The sequence below is a fragment of the Tindallia texcoconensis genome (genome assembly GCF_055383815.1).
The window spans coordinates 1,511,401-1,533,221 of sequence record NZ_AP042431.1; the positions used below are offsets into that span (position 1 = coordinate 1,511,401).

General features: G+C 38.1%; 15 protein-coding genes. 12 read left to right on the forward strand and 3 right to left on the reverse strand.

The window, feature by feature from the left end:
* Nucleotides 1–224: 224 nt before the first annotated feature.
* The 12 genes from dnaN to ACZ47N_RS07030 all read left to right on the forward strand — a co-directional run bounded on the left by dnaN (nucleotide 225) and on the right by ACZ47N_RS07030 (nucleotide 15,574).
* Nucleotides 225–1,337, forward strand: a complete 1,113-nt coding sequence (gene dnaN, locus ACZ47N_RS06975; protein ID WP_464885841.1) for a DNA polymerase III subunit beta — start codon at nucleotides 225–227, stop codon at nucleotides 1,335–1,337.
* Between the two features lie 25 nt (nucleotides 1,338–1,362).
* Nucleotides 1,363–1,572 carry an RNA-binding S4 domain-containing protein gene (locus ACZ47N_RS06980; RefSeq protein ID WP_464885842.1) on the forward strand — a complete coding sequence of 70 codons (210 nt, stop codon included), beginning with the start codon at nucleotides 1,363–1,365 and terminating at the stop codon, nucleotides 1,570–1,572.
* Nucleotides 1,573–1,588: 16 nt separating this feature from the next.
* Complete coding sequence (recF, locus tag ACZ47N_RS06985) at nucleotides 1,589–2,704, forward strand: DNA replication/repair protein RecF (RefSeq protein WP_464885843.1); 1,116 nt, start codon at nucleotides 1,589–1,591, stop codon at nucleotides 2,702–2,704.
* Between the two features lie 463 nt (nucleotides 2,705–3,167).
* A complete protein-coding gene (gene gyrB / locus ACZ47N_RS06990) occupies nucleotides 3,168–5,087 on the forward strand; it encodes a DNA topoisomerase (ATP-hydrolyzing) subunit B (protein WP_464885844.1) in 1,920 nt (639 codons plus the stop codon).
* A 17-nt stretch (nucleotides 5,088–5,104) separates the two neighbouring features.
* Complete coding sequence (gene gyrA, locus ACZ47N_RS06995) at nucleotides 5,105–7,582, forward strand: DNA gyrase subunit A (protein WP_464885845.1); 2,478 nt, start codon at nucleotides 5,105–5,107, stop codon at nucleotides 7,580–7,582.
* Nucleotides 7,583–7,833: 251 nt separating this feature from the next.
* Complete coding sequence (locus ACZ47N_RS07000; protein WP_464885846.1) at nucleotides 7,834–8,148, forward strand: STAS domain-containing protein; 315 nt, start codon at nucleotides 7,834–7,836, stop codon at nucleotides 8,146–8,148.
* A gap of 70 nt (nucleotides 8,149–8,218) precedes the next feature.
* Nucleotides 8,219–8,647 carry an ATP-binding protein gene (locus tag ACZ47N_RS07005; RefSeq protein ID WP_464885847.1) on the forward strand — a complete coding sequence of 143 codons (429 nt, stop codon included), beginning with the start codon at nucleotides 8,219–8,221 and terminating at the stop codon, nucleotides 8,645–8,647.
* Complete coding sequence (locus ACZ47N_RS07010; protein ID WP_464885848.1) at nucleotides 8,647–9,447, forward strand: SigB/SigF/SigG family RNA polymerase sigma factor; 801 nt, start codon at nucleotides 8,647–8,649, stop codon at nucleotides 9,445–9,447. Before ACZ47N_RS07005 ends, ACZ47N_RS07010 begins: the two co-directional genes overlap by 1 nt.
* A 50-nt stretch (nucleotides 9,448–9,497) precedes the next feature.
* Nucleotides 9,498–12,296 (forward strand): UPF0182 family membrane protein, encoded by a 2,799-nt coding sequence (locus ACZ47N_RS07015; protein ID WP_464885849.1) that lies wholly within the window; start codon nucleotides 9,498–9,500, stop codon nucleotides 12,294–12,296.
* A 52-nt stretch (nucleotides 12,297–12,348) separates the two neighbouring features.
* Nucleotides 12,349–13,626 (forward strand): serine--tRNA ligase, encoded by a 1,278-nt coding sequence (serS, locus tag ACZ47N_RS07020; protein WP_464885850.1) that lies wholly within the window; start codon nucleotides 12,349–12,351, stop codon nucleotides 13,624–13,626.
* A 108-nt stretch (nucleotides 13,627–13,734) separates the two neighbouring features.
* Entirely contained in the window at nucleotides 13,735–15,189 is a 1,455-nt protein-coding gene (locus ACZ47N_RS07025) for an Hpt domain-containing protein (RefSeq protein WP_464885851.1), read from the forward strand.
* On the forward strand, nucleotides 15,170–15,574 hold the full coding sequence (locus ACZ47N_RS07030) for a response regulator (RefSeq protein WP_464885852.1): 405 nt from the start codon (nucleotides 15,170–15,172) through the stop codon (nucleotides 15,572–15,574). Before ACZ47N_RS07025 ends, ACZ47N_RS07030 begins: the two co-directional genes overlap by 20 nt.
* Nucleotides 15,575–15,587: 13 nt before the next feature.
* On the opposite strand, the gene ACZ47N_RS07035 is transcribed toward ACZ47N_RS07030, so the two are convergent.
* From ACZ47N_RS07035 to ACZ47N_RS07045, 3 genes are read right to left on the reverse strand one after another with little or no spacing between them, the layout of a single operon-like run.
* Nucleotides 15,588–17,051, reverse strand: a complete 1,464-nt coding sequence (locus ACZ47N_RS07035) for a hybrid sensor histidine kinase/response regulator (protein ID WP_464885853.1) — start codon at nucleotides 17,049–17,051, stop codon at nucleotides 15,588–15,590.
* 40 nt (nucleotides 17,052–17,091) lie between these two features.
* Nucleotides 17,092–18,678 (reverse strand): PAS domain-containing hybrid sensor histidine kinase/response regulator, encoded by a 1,587-nt coding sequence (locus tag ACZ47N_RS07040; RefSeq protein WP_464885854.1) that lies wholly within the window; start codon nucleotides 18,676–18,678, stop codon nucleotides 17,092–17,094.
* The gene (locus tag ACZ47N_RS07045) at nucleotides 18,678–21,773 is read right to left on the reverse strand and encodes a PAS domain-containing protein (RefSeq protein ID WP_464885855.1); all 3,096 of its coding nucleotides are present in this window, start codon (nucleotides 21,771–21,773) and stop codon (nucleotides 18,678–18,680) included. The genes ACZ47N_RS07040 and ACZ47N_RS07045 overlap by 1 nt, the downstream gene beginning before the upstream one ends.
* Nucleotides 21,774–21,821 lie beyond the last annotated feature (48 nt).

The window sequence follows — 21,821 nt, forward strand, 5'->3', positions numbered from 1 at the left end:
AATTGTGGATAAGTTTTCAACCCTTTTAGACCGGCCTTTACCTGTGGTTAATGTGGATATATAATCCGTTTACTCACAAAGTTCTACACAGCTATGATTATTGAAAATACAAGTGTTTGAGCCTTATTTCAACAAATTCACAGGGCCTATTACTGTTACTACTACCTTTTGCTTTTATGTTGATTTCCAAACCCACCCCAATAACCAAAAGGAGGTTATCCACAATGCGTTTTACCATTGAACAAAAAGACCTGATTAAAAGTATTTCAACAGTCCAAAAAGGAGTTTCTAACAAAACAACCCTTCCAGTCCTAAAAGGAATCATGATTGAAGCATCAGAAAATTATTTAAAACTCATTACAACGGATTTGGAAATAGGGATAGAACACTTTACCGCAGCTGAAGTAGAAGAGGAAGGAAATTTTGTTGCAGATGCCAAGTTATTATCAGGTATTGTACGAAAACTACCTTCACGGCCCATTACCTTTGTAATGGATGAATCCCATCAATTAACCATTTCCTGTGATCATATTTCCTTTACACTTCATTTACTAGAAAAAGAGGAGTTTCCAGAACTTCCTATTGTCATGGCGGATAATGCCTTTAAAGTTCCACAGGATTTATTTAAAGAAATGATTCAACAAACGGTCTTTTGTGCATCCCAAGATGAAACAAAACCCTCTTTATTAGGTCTTCGGGTAGAGATTCAAGGAGAAAACCTACGCCTCATCGGCGTTGACGGATTTCGATTATCTTATCGTAATTCGATGATTCACAATGATCTGGAAGCTGCTTTTACCATTCCTGTTAAAGCAATGACGGAACTAAACCAAATTATTCCTGACAATGCAGAACCCATGCAAATTTCTTTTACAGATAAACAAATTGTATTTTCCATGGGAAATACAAAAATGATTTCTAGAAGAATTGAAAAACCATTTATTGAATACCAGAATATTCTTCCTCAAGCCTTTGAAACAGAAATTACCCTTTCCAAACAAACTCTTTATAGTAGTGTAGATAGGGCCTCTCTTTTGGTAAGTGAAGGAAAAAGCAGTTTAATGAAATGGGTGCTTCAAAATGGAGAACTGGTAATGACAGCTCATACACAAATGGGACAAATGGTTGAAAAAATACCCGTGGAACACCAAGGAGAAAATATGGAAATAGCCTTTAATTCCCGCTACCTAATGGAAGCTTTAAGAGTAATAGAGGATGAAGAGATTACCATTAAAATGATTAATCATCGTAGTCCTGCAGTCATAGAGCCAGTAGAGGGAAATCATTACCTACACTTAATTCTTCCGGTTCGAATGGCAGCCGCAGAGGAAATATAAGAAAAAATGGAAAGGAGTGGCATGGATGATCTCCTTTAAAATGGAAGGTGCCTTTATTAAATTAGATCAATTGTTAAAAGCTGCCAATGTAGTTGATAGCGGCGGACAGGCAAAAATATTTATTCATGCAGGCATGATAAAGGTAAATGGAGAAGTGGCTACACAACGAGGGAAAAAAATTTTTCCCGATGATGAGGTAGTAATCGATCAAACTGTTATCAAGGTCACTTGTTGAAAGTGGTGAAAAAGGATTGATTCTTAAAAATGTATTCTTAAAGAATTATCGAAACTATGAGCAAATAGAAATTGGTTTTGAACCTGGATTAAATGTTTTTATTGGAGAAAATGCTCAGGGAAAAACAAATTTACTAGAAGCCCTTCATTTTTGTGCTTCCTTACGTTCTTTTAGAACTAGAAAAGACAAAGAATTAATTCATAAAGATCAAGAACAAGCCTATATAAAACTAGAGACCATCAATCAGGATGGTCCACAGATGATGGAATTATTACTTAGACAAGACCAGAAAAAAAGAATACGAAAAAATGGACTTAGTGTTACAGCAATGGAAGATGTCATGGGAACGGTGAAAGCCGTTCTTTTTTCGCCAGAAGATTTAAAAGTAATCAAGGATGGTCCTCAGGAACGCAGGCTTTTTATGGATAGTGAAATGATTCAAATCTCTCCCCGTTACTATTATAGTTTAAAGCGGTATCAGAAAATCATTAAACAACGGAACCAGCTCCTAAAAAACCCATCCGTAACAGAAGAACAATTATCCATATGGGATGACCAATTAGCTGTATACGGTGCTACGCTGATGCAATTAAGGCATGGATTCTTAAAAGACTTATTGGCTTTAGCCTATGGCATCCATGCTGAAATAACAGAAAAAAGAGAAAATCTTGACGTAACCTATAAACCAGCCATGGCATTACCAAAAGAATGGTCTCAATGGAATTTACAGACACTGCAACATCATTTCATGAGTGAACTTCAAAAGGCTAGAAAAATAGATCTTTATCAAAAAACTACCCATCAAGGGCCTCATCGAGATGATATTCACTTTAAGATTAATGAAATGGATGTTCGTCAGTATGGCTCACAAGGTCAAAAAAGAAGTTTGATCTTATCCTTGAAATTAGCGGTATTAGAATGGATGAAACAAGAATCTGGTGAGTATCCGGTGCTTATGATGGATGATGTTACCAGTGAGTTAGATCATCGACGGCAGGAATATTTATTTCGTTACCTTAAGCCAGTCCAAACCTTTGTTACGACCACCCATTTAGAAGACCATATTAAAGAATATGCAAGAGGATCTATTTTTTCTATTCACCAAGGAAGAATAGAGAAAAAAGAACTTTAAAACCTTTTAGCTTCCCAAAAAACCACAAAAACGATATAATGAAAGAAGTTGAGGACAATTCAAAGAGGAGTTGATCCAGATTTGGCATGTACCTACATATTGGGGATAATATATTAGTCAAAAAGAGGGAAATTATAGGGATTCTAGATGCCCGAAAATGGAGTGAAGTGGAAAAAGATCATTCTTTACTGAAAAATTTCGAAAAATCCCAATTAGACTATTTACATCAGAGTGAAGAAACCATTAAGTCTCTGGTTATTTTGGTGCCATGGCTTCAGCGACGGTTAAAACAAAGAAAAAGAAGAAAAAACAAATACCAAAAGCCAGCTCATATTATACTAGTTTCTTCTATCTCACCTACCACCCTAAAAGAAAGGGTACAAAGATCGGAGTCACCCATACCAGGGCAAATCCTAGTCAAGGGAAATGACCTATACCAAAAGAAATAGAAGTGAGGGACATTATGGAAAACCAACAACCAAGCTATAATGCAGATCAAATTCAGGTTTTGGAAGGATTAGAACCGGTAAGAAAAAGACCGGGAATGTATATCGGCAGCACTAGTAGCCGTGGACTCCATCATCTGGTTTATGAAGCCGTAGATAACAGCATTGATGAAGCTTTGGCTGGTTATTGCACAGAAGTAAAAGTGATGATCAGCGAAGACAATGCCATTAACGTTTCAGATAATGGCCGTGGGATTCCAGTAGATACGCATCCACAAACGGGTAAATCAACCTTAGAAACGGTTATGACAATTTTGCACGCTGGTGGAAAATTTGGCGGTGATGGATACAAAGTATCTGGTGGCCTTCATGGCGTTGGCATATCTGTTGTCAATGCCTTATCTGAGTATCTAAAAGTAGAAGTAAAAAGAGAAGGATTTCTTTTTGTACAGGAATTTAAAAAAGGAATTCCTGTTTCTGAAATACGTCAAGTTGAAGAAACAGAAGAAACAGGAACTAGTATGTACTTTCAACCAGATCCTGAAATTTTTGAAGAGGTTCTGTTTAAATATGAATCCTTGGAAAATAGATTAAGAGAACTGGCTTTTCTTAATAAAGGCATCCGAATTAGTTTAGAAGATCAAAGAACAGATCAAGAAAAAAAGAGTATTTTTCAATACGATGGTGGCATCAAAGAATTTGTCCGTCATATCAATAAAAGTCGGGAAGCCTTACATGAAAGCATCCTGTATTTTGAGAAAGAAAAAGAAACAACCATCGTAGAAATAGCCATGCAGTATACAGATTCCTATACAGAAAATATTTTTTCCTTTGCAAATAATATTAATACACAGGAAGGTGGCACACATCTTAGTGGCTTTAAAGGGGCCATGACCAGGGTGATTAATGATTATGGGCGGCGAAATGGGTACTTAAAAGACAAAGACAATAATTTATTAGGGGAGGATATTAGAGAAGGATTAACGGCAATTGTTTCCGTTAAACTCATAGATCCCCAATATGAAGGCCAAACAAAAACCAAACTGGGTAACAGTGAAATAAAAGGAATTGTGGAAGGATCTACAGGAGAATATCTAGAAGCATTTTTAGAAGAAAATCCGGCAGATGCCAGAATTATAATGGATAAAGCCCTTCGTGCTCAACGAGCTCGAGAAGCTGCTAAAAAAGCCAGAGAATTAACCCGTCGCAAAGGAGTTCTGGAAAATACCGCATTGCCAGGAAAACTAGCAGATTGTTCCCAAAGAGATCCTGCTCTTTGCGAAATTTATATTGTCGAGGGAGATAGTGCCGGCGGCAGCGCTAAACAAGGAAGAGATCGAGCCACTCAAGCTATTTTACCTTTAAAGGGAAAAATCTTAAATGTGGAGAAAGCCAGATTAGACCGTATGTTGAATTTTTCAGAAATAAGGGCTATGATTACGGCTTTTGGAACTGGTATCGGCGATGAATTCGATCTTGCAAAACTTCGCTACCATAAGATTATTATTATGACGGATGCGGATGTGGATGGCGCTCATATTAGAACCTTATTATTAACCTTCTTTTTTAGGCATATGAAACCTCTTATTGAAAGCGGGCATGTCTTTATTGCTCAACCGCCACTTTATAAACTTACTCGTGGGAAAGATATTCGCTATGCCTATTCGGATGATGAAATGAAAAAACTGATTAAAGTAATGAGCCCAGAAAAAGAAGGTATGGTGGCTTTACAGCGTTATAAAGGTCTAGGGGAAATGGATCCGGAACAATTATGGGATACCACTATGGATCCAGGAACCAGAACTTTATTAAGAGTGAGTATTGATGAAGCCGCCGTAGCAGACGAAATTTTCTCTACGCTTATGGGAGAAAAAGTGGAACCAAGACGGCAGTTTATTGAAGATAATGCAAGATATGTTACTAATCTTGACATATAAGAGGGGGATATCAATAAATGGATCAGGAAATGGATAGAATTCTCCCGATAGGCATCGAGGATGAAATGAAAAAATCCTATATCGATTACGCCATGAGCGTTATTGTTGGGCGGGCACTTCCAGATGTACGAGATGGTTTTAAACCAGTGCACAGGAGAATCCTTTATGCTATGAACGAACTGGGCCTTGCACCAGAGAAACCTCATCGAAAATCCGCTCGTATTGTTGGGGATGTTTTGGGTAAATACCATCCACATGGCGATTCAGCTGTTTATTTTGCCATGGTTCGAATGGCACAAGATTTTTCCATTCGATATCCATTAGTAGACGGCCATGGAAACTTTGGATCTGTGGATGGAGATAATCCTGCAGCCATGCGTTATACAGAAGCAAAACTCGGGAAAATCGCCGTAGAAATGCTGCGAGACATTCAAAAAGAAACCGTAGATTATAATCTAAACTTTGATGAAACTTTAGAAGAACCCAAAGTATTGCCTAGTCGCTTTCCTAATTTATTGGTGAATGGATCCAATGGGATTGCAGTTGGAATGGCTACTTCGATTCCACCCCATAATCTTGGGGAAGTCATAGATGGCACCATACGGTATATGGAAGACCCAGAGGTGTCCCTAGAAGAGTTAATGACATGCATTCAAGGTCCAGATTTTCCAACTGGATCTACGATTATTGGTCGTGAAGGCGTTTTGGAAGCCTATCGAACGGGTCGTGGTCGTGCTAAAGTAAGGGCAAAAGCCTCTATTGAACAAATGGATAAGGGAAAACAGCAAATTATCGTAACCGAATTGCCTTATCAGGTAAATAAAGCAAAAATGATTGAAAAAATAGCTCATTTGGTTCGTGATAAAAAGATTGAAGGCATAACAGATCTTCGAGATGAAAGCGATCGGACAGGCATGCGTATTGTCATTGAATTACGAAGAGATGCCAATGCCAATGTCATTCTGAATAAACTCTATAAACACTCTCAGATGGAAGATACTTTCAGTATTATCATGTTAGCCTTAGTGGATGGACAGCCACAAGTCTTAAATTTAAAAGAAATGATCCACCACTATGTGGAGCATCAAAAAGAAATTATTATTCGTCGAACCCAGTTCGATTTAAAAAAAGCAGAAGATAAAGCCCATATTTTAGAAGGGTTACGGATCGCCTTAGATCATTTAGATGAAGTGATCAAGCTTATCCGAGGTTCTAGGACAGGAGCAGAAGCTAAAGAGGGCTTAATCACAAACTTTTCCTTATCTGAACGCCAAGCCCAAGCAATTTTGGATATGCGGCTACAGCGTTTAACTGGCTTGGAACGAGATAAAATCAAGGAAGACTACGAAGCTATCATGGAATTAATTAAAGAGTTACGTGAAATTCTGGCCAGCGATGAATTGGTGCAGGAAATTATTCGAAACGAGCTGACAGAAATTCGTGATAAATATGGAGATCCTCGACGAACAGATTTTGAAGAAGATATGAATGAATTTAATATGGAAGACTTGATTGCAGAAGAAGATGTGGTGATTACCATGACACATTTTGGATATTGTAAACGTGTACCTTTAGACGTTTATAAAAGCCAAAAAAGAGGTGGCAAAGGCATTAGTGCCCTTAGCACCCGAGACGATGATTTTGTAGAACGACTAATCATCACTTCAACCCATAGCGCATTGCTTTTCTTTACGAACAAAGGAAAAGTCTATAAGTTAAAAGCCTATGAAATACCAGAAGGCAAAAGGCAATCAAAAGGAACGGCTATTGTGAACTTACTGCCATTAGATCCAGAGGAAAAAGTGAGTGCTACGATTCCTGTTAATAAGAATTGTCAATTAGAGTATTTAATGATGGCTACTCAAAAAGGATTAGTGAAAAAGACGCAACTTTGTCAATTTGAACGTAGCCGGAAAAAAGGACTAATAGCCATCAGCCTTCGTGAAGACGATGAACTCATTAGTGTTCGGATGGTGAATGAGAATCAAAAAATTGCTCTTATTACAGCCAAGGGTATTGCCATTCGTTTTAATGAAAAAGACATTCGAGAAACCGGAAGAAGTTCCATGGGGGTTAGAGGCATTCGTTTAAAAGAAGAGGATCGATTGGTCTCCATGGTGGTAACAGACGATGATGGAGATTTATTGGTAGTCAGCGAAAAAGGTTATGGAAAAAGAACCAATATAGATCAATATAAAGTACAGACCCGAGGTGGCAAAGGGTTATATACCTATCAATACAGCCAAGAAACAGGAGAGTTAATTGGAGCAAGAATCACCTATGATGATGATGAATTACTACTGATTAACCAAGATGGTAGCATGATTCGTTTGGATATGAGCTATATTCCTATTATTAGCCGTCGTACCAAAGGAGTAAAACTCATGCGAACAGAGGAAAATCATTATATTATTTCCATGGCTATGGTGCCACGAAAAGAAGAAGATCCAATGGATAAAGTAGCAGAAGACTTGGAAATGATAAAACCAGAGTAAAAAAAGAACAGCTTCGGCTGTTCTTTTTCATGGATAAATCCCATTTCAATAAAAATAGAGCAAGCATCCTTCGTATTAAATTAAAAAAGCCTCATAAAGGGAAAGAAGCTTTGCTTCTATATCAAGAAATAAAAAAAAGATAAAGGGATAACATGGTTAAAGAAGAAATCTTCTGTTATAATAAACAAGCAAGGACCACGATCAAAGAAAGCACTGAAATATTAGAGGAATATAACGAAGGAGGGAGTCTATTGGCGCTGATTATCCAAAAATCGTATAATGAATCAGAAGAAAAATGGATTTTAGTATTAGAGGGGGAAGTAGATCTACATACCGCCGACAGATTAAAAGAAACGGTTAATCAAATGCTGAACGAACGAGTAGACGATATCAGAATTATTGGCGATAGGCTAGAGTATATTGATAGTACCGGTCTTAGTGTTTTTATCAGTGCACTGAAGAAACTCCAAACAGCCGAAAAAAATATTATTCTCGCAAATTTAAAACCAAGCATCAAAAAACTATTAAATATAACAGGTTTAGATAGACTTGTCCTGATGGAATAAGGAATCACATAAGAAAAAATGATAAAAGCGAGGAATAAGCGTGAATTATAAAATAAAGGAGTTAAGCCAAATGAATACGGAGATCAACCATGAGATGATAGAGGTTTCCATCCCTCATCGATCCGAATATATCAGTTTGATCCGTCTTACGGTGGCATCCATTGCAAACCGAATGGGTTTTGATATCGAAGATATTGAAGATATCAAGGTGGCGTTGTCCGAAGCCTGTTCCAATGCCATTATGCATGGCGGATGTGATGTAAGCGATAATTTTATTATTCAGTTTTTGATGGAACAAGCGAGTTTAACCATCTCTGTTTCGGATTTTGGGAAAGGCTATGATGCCAATTCACTGAAGGAACCCAGAACCGAAGAACTAAATGAAGGAGGATTGGGGATTTTTATCATCAAATCGCTGATGGATGATGTGTCGATCAATACGGGCAATAATCAGGGTACATCGATCAAAATGATTAAAAATCTAAGGGAGGACTCCTGATGAAAACATCTTCATCTAAAAGGACATCAGAAGAAAGAGCATTACCGCCATTTGACTCCCTTAGCGATAAAGAACTCTTTTTGTTGTATAAAAATAATAGAGATGTGAGTATTCGCAACGAATTAGTGAAGAGACATCTTTTTATTGCAGAAATACTGTCGAGAAAGTATATCAACAAAGGGATCGACTACGAAGATATTTATCAAGTGGCGTCGCTAGGGCTTATCTTTGCTATTGAACGCTTTGATACAGACAGAGGATATGAATTCTCAAGTTTTGCCACACCAACGATCATCGGAGAAATAAAAAAATACTTCCGGGATAAAGGTTGGTCTATTCGTGTTCCAAGACGTATTCAAGAACTATCAAAAAAAATCAATACCACAAAAACAACCCTACAGCAAGAGTTGCAACGAACACCCAAAATCAAAGATATTGCCCATTATTTAAAATGTACAGAAGAAGAAGTCATAGAAGCCATGGAGGCCAATCAAGTTTATACCCCAAAATCTTTAGACCTTACCTATGATAACGAAGGAGAGGATAAAGATATCCAATTTATGGATTTAATTGGCGAGCCAGATAAAATGTTTGACTTTATCGAAAATAGAGATTTTATCTATCAGGCAATGGATAAATTAAATAAAGTAGAACAACAAGTCTTACAAGATCGTTTTTTTGAAAATAAAACACAGATGCAAGTAGCAAATGCCTTAGACGTCTCTCAAATGACTGTCTCCAGAATGGAAAAAAAGATTATTGAGAAATTTAAAAAAGAACTAAAAAAATCCATGCAATGATTCAAGAAAATAAAGGAAATAAAGGAAGTCAGGAAGTAGGGGAATTATTTATGATAAAAGGAAAAAACATTATTGGGTTTATCATTGCGGCGTTCATCCTTGGAACGCTGTTTTTCAACGAGATTATCTATTTTATCACAGATTTTCAGTGGTTTAGAGATTTAGGATATGAAACGGTTTTTTTGAAAAAAATCCAAACACAATTAACCATTGGAATTCCAATTTTTCTTGTGGCAGGCCTACTGTTTTATTATTACTTTCGATTTATGAAAAACCGGTATGAAAAAAAAGTGGCCAGTTTTCATCAGAGCATTTCTAATAAAGTCTTGAATCGGTGGCTATTACTTCCAGCAGCCTTTATGGCTTTTGTAACCGCAACCTCCATTGCGGGAAATTATTGGTGGCAGATTCTAGAGTTTCATCATCAAGTACCCTTTCACGCAACAGATCCAGTATTTGGAAGGGATATTGGATGGTATTTCTTTACGTGGCCTTTACTAAGAGATGGCCTTGGAACTTTAACCACCTTGCTGTTTATGATGGTCATGGTAACAGGTCTATTCTTTGCCGCCATGCTAGTGGTTCGGAGACCCACCTTAATGGAAGTTTCCGATGGGGAAGATCCTAGAAAACAAATGTTTAAAAGATTTCTATCCTTTGGTGCTGGCAATCTTGTGGTATTTGGAGTCTTATTTTTATTGACTACCGCCCTTCGATATTTTGTCAATCTAAACCAAATTCTCTTTTCTCCTCAAGGAGCTGTTTATGGTGCCAGCTATACGGATTTACATGTGAACCTTCCGCTTTATCGGATTCAGATGGTAGTCAGCATACTAGCAGCAGTCTTTTTATGGATTGGATATAAAAAGAAAAAGCCCAAGTGGATGGCCGCAGCCCCAGTGGTATTGATTTTGGTAACGGTAGTAGGTCAATTTGTATCCGTAGGTGTGGAGCGTTTTTTTGTAGAACCCAATGTCTTAGCCAGAGAAACCCCGTATATTGAACGAAATATTGAATACACTCGCAAAGCCTATGGATTAGATGATGTACGTCAAATGGAATTTGATGTAGATTATCGCTTAACGAGAGAGGATTTAGAAAACAATCCAGAAACCATAAAAAATATTCGGATCAACGATTATCGGCCAGCATTAGAAAGTTACAATCAATTACAGGCCATCCGTCCCTATTATCGATTTAAGGATGTGGATATTGATCGTTATGTCATTAATGATGAATATCGACAGGTGTTTCTGTCAGCCAGAGAACTTGATATGGAACGAATCAGTGAATCTGCCAAAACATGGCTCAATATGCATCTGAAATATACCCATGGATACGGCGCCGTCATGTCACCAGTCAATCAAGTGACCACCCAAGGACAACCAGAATTGTTTATTCGCAATATCCCGCCGGTGAGTGCTATCGATAAAGAAATTAACCGACCAGAAATATATTTTGGAGAACTGACCAATCACTATATTATTGTGAACACAGATGAAATGGAATTTGACTATCCCATAGGAGAAGACAATGCAGAAACAAGGTTTGAAGGAGATGCTGGTATTTCTCTAAGAGGGGTTAACAGACTTCTTTATGCCCTTCGGGAACGGAATCCCCGTATCTTTCTTTCAGGAAGCATCTCTGGAGAAAGTAGGATCATTTTTGATCGAAATGTAATGGATCGAGTCATGAAAATTGCCCCTTTCTTGCAATACGATGAAGACCCTTATTTAGTCATTCATGATGGACGATTATACTGGATCATGGATGCCTTTACCTTGGGGAAAGAGTATCCCTACGCCACTCCCTATATAGAAGGAGAACATAACTATATAAGGAACTCGGTGAAAGTCGTGGTAGATGCCTATTATGGGACGACAGACTTTTACATTGCGGATGCAGAAGATCCAGTTATTCAAACGTATAGTCAGATTTTTCCGGATTTGCTACAACCCTTAGAATCCATGCCAGAAGGACTACAGCAGCATATCCGTTATCCACAAGCACAATTCGATATACAAACCCAGGTTTATGAACGATATCATATGGGAAATCCTTCGGTATTCTACTTAGATGAAGACCTTTGGAATATTGGACAAGAGCGTTATGCTGATCAGTTTCAACCAGTAGAATCTCAATATATGATCTATAAATTACCAGAAGAGGATAAAGAAGAATTTCTTTTATCCGTTCCTTATACACCGAATCGATTAAATAATATGATTGCCATGTTGGTAGCCCGCAGTGATGGAGAACATTATGGAGATCTGGTGCTCTACCAAATGCCGAAAGATCGGAATATTTATGGACCAAGACAGATCGAAGCAAGGATTGATCAGAATGAAACCATCTCTCAGAGTCTAACTCTCTGGGGAGAAGGAGGTTCAGAAGTAATCCGAGGCAACCTTCTGGTTATACCAGTAGAAAACAGTTTGCTTTATATCGAACCTCTCTATATACGAGCGGCCAACTCAGAAAGTCCTCCTGAAGTCAAACAAGTCATCGCTGCTTTTGGGGACGATATTGTGATGGAAAACACCCTGGAACAGGCGCTGGAATCTCTCTTTGGGGCTGGTACACCAACCATACCAGAAGAAGACAATGTGCCAGCAGAGGCTTTACCAGAAGAAGGAATCGAGTTGGAAGAAACCACCCAAAGGCCAGAAGAAATCGAAGAAAGGCCAGAGTATGATTTTACAGATGCAACGACACAGGAAATTATCCAAGAAGCGAACCAAGCCTTTGAAGAGGCACAGGAAGCCTCGCAACAAGGCGATTGGTCGGCTTACGGAGAAGCCTTAAAGCGTCTAGAACAATCCCTACAACAATTAGAAGCACAGCAATAAATAGGTAAGAGACACTCATTCATGGGTGTGAAAGCCAAAGGAGGAATAAAAAATGTTGGATATCAAACGATTACGGACCGAATTAGATGAGATGAAAGCGGCCATGAACCGTCGAGGGGAAGCAGAGATCGATTTAGATGAAGTAGTGGCTCTGGACGAAAAACGGCGGAAATTACTTCAGGAAGTAGAACAAATGAAAAGTCAGCAGAATCAGGTATCTAAAGAGATTCCGAAACTGAAAAAAGCAGGAGAAGACACACAGCACGTGATGGAACAAATGAAAGAACTATCAGCACAAATTAAGGCATTAGATACACAAGTAGCCCAAGTGGAAGAGACGCTACAGGAAAAAATGCTTCGGATTCCCAATATTCCCCATCCAGAGGTACCCCAGGGAGAAACCGATGAAGACAATGTGGAAGTCCGCAGATGGGGAACACCAGCAGAATTTGATTTTGATCACAAAGCTCATTGGGATATTGGGGGAGCCTTAGATATTCTGGATTTTGAGAGGGCAGCCAAAGTGACAGGCGCTCGCTTTGTTCTTTATAAAAAAGCGGGTGCCAGATTAGAGAGAGCCCTTATTAATTTTATGTTGGACCTCCATTGTAATCAACATGGCTACCAAGAGTTAATGCCACCATTTATGGTTAATAGGCAAAGTATGACAGGCACTGGTCAATTGCCAAAATTCGAAGAAGATACCTTTCGTATTCCCCAAAAAGACTTTTTTTTAGTCCCTACGGCAGAAGTACCAGTGACCAATATCCATCGAGATGAGATTCTTCAAGAAGAAGATATGCCTCTTTATTATGCAGCCTACACCCCTTGTTTCCGATCTGAAGCCGGATCTGCTGGGAGAGATACCAGAGGCCTAATCCGACAACACCAGTTTAATAAAGTTGAAATGGTGAAATTCACCACGCCAGAATCTTCCTATGAAGAGCTGGAAACCTTAGTAGCCAATGCAGAGAAAGTCTTACAACTCCTCCATATTCCCTATCGGATTGTTAAAATTGCTACAGGAGATTTAGGCTTTACGGCTGCTTTTAAATATGATTTGGAAGTGTGGATGCCTAGCTACGGACGCTATGTTGAGATTTCTTCCTGTAGTAATTTTGAAGACTTTCAAGCAAGACGAGCTAATATTCGTTACCGTCCCAAAGACGGCGGAAAAGTAACTTTTGTTCATACCTTAAATGGATCTGGCTTAGCTGTGGGTAGAACGTTGGCGGCTATATTAGAAAACTTCCAACAAGCAGATGGATCCGTAATGATCCCAGAAGCCCTTCGTGGGTATATGGGCGGATTAGAAAAAATTGAAAAATAAAATAAAATAAAAGAGTTATTCAACGATTAACATAGCCATTCCTAGGGTAAAACCACAGATACTAGGTAAAGAGAAGGATAAAACCACTATCTAAAAGGATGATGTGCTGTGGAATCTTTAATAGCCGTATATTTTGACGAAACCTTTGAACAACTAAATACCTGTGAAGCTTCCCTGTCCGCCCTAAGAAAAGGGTATTCAAAAGAGGAAATGAATCAATTCTTTCGATCTATGCACTCCATTAAGGGAGCTTCTGCAGCTATGGGCTATGAAGAAATCCAAGATTTAGCCCATAAATTGGAAGATGTATGGGATGCAGTACGAATGGAAAAAATTAAGTTAACAGAATCCATCATTGATCTATCCTATGAATCTGTGGATATCATTTATCAGATGGCAGAACATCGAAAAAATCCACCGGAAGAAACAGATGCGATTTCAACTCTCATAGGCGGATCTAGAAATTTAAAACAACAATTGATACAAGCACTAGAAAAAAAAGAACCTGAAGAAGCTCCTGTATTCCACCAAATAGAGGAAGCGGTAGCACCAGAGCCCCAAATAGATCCTCCAAGATATCAAAATAGGTACTATGTTCATTTGACCATGGATGAGGAAAACCCTATGCCAGCGGTGACTAGGTTTTTAGTGCATAAAAACTTGATCGAAAAAGGTGTTATTGATTACCTTGATCCTCCTAAAGCGGGAATTGTGGCCATGGAATCCATTGAAGAAAGTAATGAAATGGAAATCCTTTTTCAAAGTCATTTAGATCGTCTAGAAGTACAACGAGAAATAGATGTGGGTTATATCAAAGATTTCTTTGTGTTGGATCTGACAGAAGCATACAAAGGTCATGCATTGACCATTTCAGATAAAAATTTCTTTCTTCATTTTTTTGAAGAAATGGCAAAAATTCTACAGGAAATAGAGGGAAAAAAACCAGAGACCTTAGACCCTCTTTTTTGGAAAAAAACAGCCTTTAACCTGATTCGAATTCATTCTCAAGCCGTTCTTTTGGAAGACCATCCTCATTACCGATCTTGGAAAGAGGAATTGACCATGCTAAAAGAAATTCTTCAAGCAGAAGATATTCCGATCCTAAGAAATTCCGAAACGGCATTTAAGTTAATTCAGCAGATGATGGTACAATTATTGTATGATGCGTATCGGATGACAGCCAATGAAACATTTTTGCGGCGTTATATCGTAAAAGAAGATCAGAATATTATTGTAACCTTTCAGAATGCAGGTATGGAATTGGATGCACATCGGTATAAACTGTATTTAATGGACATTAGTGCATTAACCCAACTACGCCAAGATGAAGTAAACACCCTCAATAGAGTGGATCAGCAACTGCAGGATAAAGGAGTCACCCTATTTCTTATCCATGATGGAACGATTCGAAAAAGAATTCATACCGGTGGAACATATATGCCTATTACTCGTAAGATACTCTTTTACGAAAATGAACGAGATATGATTCATAAAGTGATTCGAGGTTGGGTAATGGAGCAGAATAAGGATGAGGAGGCAGAAGATGAAGATATTAATTGCTGAAGATAATCAACCATCCAGTTTTATTTTAGCCAAATTTTTAGAACCCTATGGCAAAGCCACCATAGCAGAAAATGGGATGGACGCAGTTCATTACTTTGCTCAATCTGTAAAGGATGGATCCCCCTATGATTTAGTATGCATTGATATTTTAATGCCGAAAATGGATGGATTGAAAGTGTTGAAGGCTATTAAAGAAGTGGAAAAAGAAACAAAAAATCCAGCAGATACGGCGGTTAAAACCATTATGGTGACTGCATTGGGAGATACGGATAATATATATCAGGCTTATGAAGATGGCTGTGATGATTATATAACCAAACCCTATACCAAAGAAAAAATATATGAAACCATGGAAAAATTAGGGTTCTCACCTCTTGAAGGGTGAGAACCCTTTTACATTAATCTTCAGGGCAGCATTGCTGACAGGAAGGAATCACGATTACGGCTTCTACACCATTTTCATCTGAACTATTCCTGAGTTTAAACCTACCGCCGACATTCCAAATCATGGTTTTAATGCCATTTAGACCAAGGCCCATTCCTTCCTTTTGTCCAGTAAAATATTTTTCGCCCTGAAAATACGGAAAAAAATGGTTAACGGATCTCAATTCTTGAATGGCTAAAGAAGTTCCATTATTCTTAAGGATCATCCTGGCTTCCTGCTTATCTTTATCGCAGAAAACCGTAACCGTTAGGTAAGGTTGATTGCTAGGATGATTTTTGACAGCATTCCATATAAGTTCATGTAGAATGCTATGTAAATTTTGTAAGGATAAAGATAAGTTGCAGCTAGGTTCTGCACGGATATCAAAGCTGACATGGTTCGGATCAATGGAGTGACTATTCGCCACATCCAATACTAAATCTTTTAATTGATTCATGGGTAAAAATCGATGAATACTGGCATTTCGAGGCCCTAGTAGCTGAAGAATTCGCTGGATTTGTTGATGAAGATCAAGAGCACCATTTCGTGCACAGGTAATGTGTTCCCTAACCTCTTCATAATCTCCGTCATCCAAACTCATGAGAGAAAGTTCTAGAAAAGGCAATATATGGTTCATAGGCGTATTTAGTTTATGGGAGACAATATTATGAAATTTTTTAACTTCCATGGTTAATTCGACGTTGGTTGTCACGTCTTTTATTTGATAAAAACGATGGTTATCCATGGACTCTGGTAGGAAAATTAATTCAAACCATTGAGAGGAATGCTGAGGTGTTTCAGGTTTAATGAAATAGAGAGTTTCTTTAGGGGGATGTCCATGAAACAGTTCTTCCCAATCAGAAGTAGGTTTAAGATCAAAATTTTTGGTAATGAGTTCCTTAAAATTGGTAGGGTTTTTTAATGGATATTCCGATAGGGACAATAATCTTTGAGCCGATTCATTGGCATAAAGCAGTTCAAAGGATTCATTGGTGCTGATATAGCCTTCTTCCGCTTGATCCACAAGCCATTGAAACTTTTTTCGTTCCCCTAAGAGTTTTCGAAAACGGTTTAAACGAAGAATGCCATTAATCCGAACGATTAATTCAATACGGTTAAAGGGTTTGGTAATAAAATCATCGCCACCTGCTTCAAACCCACGAAACAAGGATTGTTTATCATCAAGTGAGGTTAAAAAAACGATGGGCACTTCTTTGCTAGCAGAAGATTCACGTATGCGGCTGCATACTTCATAGCCAGTCATATCCGGCATCATGACATCTAGTAAGATTAAATCTGGATCTATAGCATCTATTGTTTTAAGGGCTTGAATACCATTTTCTGCAAAATAAAGATCATAGCCTAAACCATGCAAAGAAGTTTCAATGGTAAAGCGAGCATTTTTTTCATCATCAATCACAAAAATGCGTTGTTTCATAAGAGCTCCCCCTTTAGGTTAAGAGTTGATGATATGGCGGCTATAAGGAATGGTTGTTTTTTAATACTTCCATGATTGTGTTTAATAACTGATGCAGTCGAACAGGTTTCGAAAGATATTCATCAGCACCAGCATTGAGGCAACGGTCTTTGTCATGATGCATGGCAAAGGCTGTTAGTGCTATAATCGGGATGTTTTTGGTATGATCATTGGATTTTAGTTTTTCTATAGCTTCAAGGCCATCCATTTCAGGCATATGGATATCCATTAAAACAATTGTCGGTTTAAGAATATTGGCTTTTTTAATGACTTCCATACCAGTTAAAGCCGTATCTACTAAAAATCCTTTGCTTTCTAGATACAACTGAAAAGTTTCGATATTCGCAGCGTTGTCTTCTGCTAATAATACACGAATAGGTGTAGAGGTATCCAAATCCTTAGAAAATTGGAAATGAGAAGGGGGATCCTCTAAAGAGACTAATTGAGGTTTCCAAGGCAAAGAAATTGTAAAGATACTTCCTTCATCAGGACTACTTTCTACGGAAAGGACCCCTTGATGCAATTCAATGATTTTCTGGGATAATGGAAGGCCAAGACCACTTCCATCGTAGTTTCGATCAAGACTACCTTGAACTTGTTGATAGGGTTCAAAAATTTTTTCTTGATCTTCCTCCTTAACGCCAATTCCCATATCCCACACATCTAATTCAATGGTTTTATTGGATGAAAATCCACGAACGGCTAACCCTATTCGTCCACCAGGATCCGAAAACTTAACTGCGTTATTTAAAAGATTAATAAGGGTTTGTTTGATCCGTCGACCATCGCCATCAATAAAAGAAATCGATTCATCATAATCAAAAGAAACCTTAATCTTTTTCTGTTGAGCCATGGGATCGATGACGTCCAAGGCACCTTTACAGATGGCTTTTAAATCAAATGGCTGAAAATCAAGGGTAAGTTTACCCAGCTCCATTTTTGCAAAATCTAAAATATCATTGATTAGTGAAAGTAAATGATGGCCACTTTCACCTACGATTTTCAAACAATGGCTTTGATTTGGATTTAAAGAGCCGTAGACTTCATCTAAAAGAGCTTCGGTCATTCCTAAAATAGCGTTAAGAGGAGTACGTAGTTCATGACTCATATTGGCAAGAAATTCATCTTTACTTCGAAGGGCTTTTTGCAATTCAGTATTAACAAAAGCAAGTTGTTCCTTTTGTTCTGCTAAAATATCTTCCGTTGATTTAAGGGTTTCAATTTCTTGTATGATGGTGGAATAATAGGTTGAATCCTTTGCTTTTTCATTATGACTGATAATAATTTGAGAAACGTTTTTTTTAGTCCCTTTTTTATCCGTCATAATGGTTTTACCCCGCCAAAACCCATATTTTTTCGCATGTTCGATACGCAACTCTAAAAAAGGTTGAACTTCTGAAGGATAAAAATCCACAAGACGAATTTGTTGCACTTCTTGTTTAGAAAATCCTAAAAAAGAAAAAGTACTTTCATTAGCAAATAAAATGCGATTGTGTTCGTCAACGACACATACAGCATCTGGCAACATTTTCGTGGTTTCCATTAAGGTTTTTTCCATACTCGAGTCCATTGGATGGAAAGCATTCATTAATTCTCCTCCTCTTTCTCTTCTTGTTGATGAGTGTCTTTATAGAAACGGCTATTGTCAAGAAATGAAACCACTTTATGGGCTGTAAGCGGTGAAGGGACCCATTTAGTAGGTTCATAAAAATAAGAAACAAGGGTGGAATCCATCTCTATGGCATCGGCAATAAGAATCCAATCGAAGCCTTGAGGTTGCATTAAGAAATCATATAACGAATTATATTTTAAAAAAGAGGATTCCATAAAAACCGCATCATAGGAATTTTCCTGTAAAAAACCCAAGGCTTCGGTTTCATTCTGGGAAAAATGACTGATGATTTTCTGCTTTATGAGAAGTTGTCTAAAAATAGATCGATCCTTATTTTGAGACTCTATAATCAGGATAGAGGCATAATCTGGATTTAATGGTGAGGAAACCTCTTTCTGCTGAAAAGAAGGGGGTTGCATTAAGGGATGCTCCGTATCAAAGGGAATTGTAATGGTAAAACAACTTCCTTCCAAGGGATTGCTTTCCACGGTAATACTTCCTCCTAATAATTGAATGAGTTGTTTTGTAATCGTCAACCCCAAACCAGATCCGCCATAACGTCTTGTGGTGGAGTTATCGGCCTGAACAAAAGGTTGAAAAAGGGTTTGGATTTGATCTTTGGGAATTCCTATACCTGTATCTTTAATAGAAACAAATACCTCCATTGTTTGGGAAGACATGGGAGACATTCCTGTGGTAACGGTGATGGTGCCATTACAAGTGAATTTCAAAGCATTCCCAATTAAATTATTTAAAATCTGACGAAATCGATACGGATCTCCTAAAAGACTCTGAGTAAAGTCCGTTGTCTGATGAATAGAAAGATGATTATTGTTTTTCTGAGCATAAGGTAAGAATCCTTCTACAACGCTTTCTATTTCATGAAGAGGATTAAAGGAATTTTTCTCTAAATTCAATTGACCTGATTCAATTCTAGACAGATCCAAAATCGAGTTTATGGTATGCATGAGCGCCTCTATCCGTTCATTAAGGGCATTGATATATTTTTGTTGTTTGTGGGAAAGGGGAGTTTCCATTAGTAGGTCTAGATAACCAACCATCCCGTTCATAGGCGTTCTGATTTCATGGCTCATATTGGCTAAAAATTGACTTTTGGTTTGAGAAGCATTTTCTGCAGATTCCAAAGCATTTTTTGTGGCTTGTTGCATTTCATATGTGTGTGTTACGTCCCGCTCTACTAAAATCACTCGCTGATTCGTCAGACGAATTAAACGGGCTTCATAATTGAGCCGCTTAAAATCCGCTTCTAATTCGTAATCAAAGGTGACTATTTCCGTACTATGAATGGCTTTTTTAGAAAGAGAGAGAATTTTTTTAATCAGAGCATGGGTAAAAAATTTTTCTAGAGGCTGTTCTCCTATCATCTTACTGGTGTTTCTTGTAGGGGAATTGGAACGAATATAGCTTTTGAAACAGGTTGCTTTTTCAATATCGAGAATAAAAATATTATCTGGAATAGCCTGTAAAATAGACTCTTTTTCTTGTTCGTTCTGCTGAAAAGAATGCATCGCTTCTTTTAATTCCGTGACATCGCTTAAGGTAAGGAGGTGTACACGACGTCCATCAATCCAATTTATTGCAGTAGGATGTATCTCAAACCACCGGTTCAAATAATGATTAAAAAAGATGGGTTTTTCATTCTCGAAATTCTTGGGTTGGAAGCGGGTAGCTTGTTTAGGAAGTTGGAAAGAAGACCAAAAATGGTCTACAGACAATTTACCTTCAATCGATCCAAAAATGCTATGGGTGGATTCATTTATAAACAGGATCTTATCAGTGTTGGGGTCGATGACTAAAATATTGGTATGAATATGATTCATGACGGTCCTCAGTCGATGCATGGATTGCATGGTTGGACCAATATCGTTGACATAACCGATGAAATGGCGATTAGGTTCATCAAAGTGCTCTTCGACTTTGGAAGTGACGGTAACCCACAGGATTTTTCCGTCACGATGGACCAGGCGGTAGGAAAAAGAGTAAGAATCTTTTTTCTGCTCTAGCATTTGATTGGTTTCCATTTCAACACGGGCCAGATCATTAGCATGAATTAATGTAGAATAAAGAAAGGATTCGGATGTTAATTCTGCGGAAGAATAGCCCAGAAGATGCTGAACATTTGATGAAACATAAACCAAGGGCCATCCTGGTTGGTCTTTGCATCGAAAAATGACAGTTGGGCCATGAGAAAACAAAGATCTCTCAGCATCAAGAGAAGCTTCGATTTTTTTCTGTGAAGTAATATCTAAAATATAGCCAAAAAAAAGCGTTGGATTCCCATCTTGGTCTCTTTCTACTACTTTTCCCCGATCAAGAACCCATTTATAAGATCCATCCCGTCCTTGAATTCGATAGGTATACTCCATATGGTCCGTTGAGCTAAACCAACCAGAAGGACAAAGAGCACAGCGATGCAATTCGTCTAGGGATACAGGGCAATCAGGACATTCAGGCCGATCTTCTGGATGAATCCGTTCAAACCATGATCGTGTATCATCCGATAATTCCCCTTCTTTAAATCCAATAAGATGCAGGGTTTGAGAAGATCTATAAATTCTTTTATTCTTGATATCCCACTCCCAAAAGCCTGCACCAGCTTCTTCTAATGAAAAACGCCATCTTTTTTGATCCTCCATGAGAGACAATTCATGTTGTTTCTTTTTTGTAATATCTTTGATAGACCCATTCCATTTGAAAACTGCCGAATCTGACAACCCTGGTTTTGCCCATAATCGAAACCAGCATACTCCTTTTTGAGGAAGCTTTACACGAAAATCCATGGACCATAGATGGTTATTTTCCATGGACTGGCCTTTGGTTTTGTGCAACAAAGCCAAATCTTCGTCGAAGATGACGTTATAAAAAGTGGAGTCAGGATAGAAGGGAAAAGACCTAGGCTCCATTTCAAATAGAACCCAAAAATGCGCACTGGCATAAGTCACCGAAAAAACCTGTTCTTCCTTTATTTCAGCTTGAAAGACGGCTTCAGGAATAGTATCTAGAATTTCATGAAGGACAGAAGATTCTGTTGCATCATAGGGGGTGTTCATAAAACCACTCCTTTAAAACAGAACGAATAAGAATAGGGAAAAAGAAAG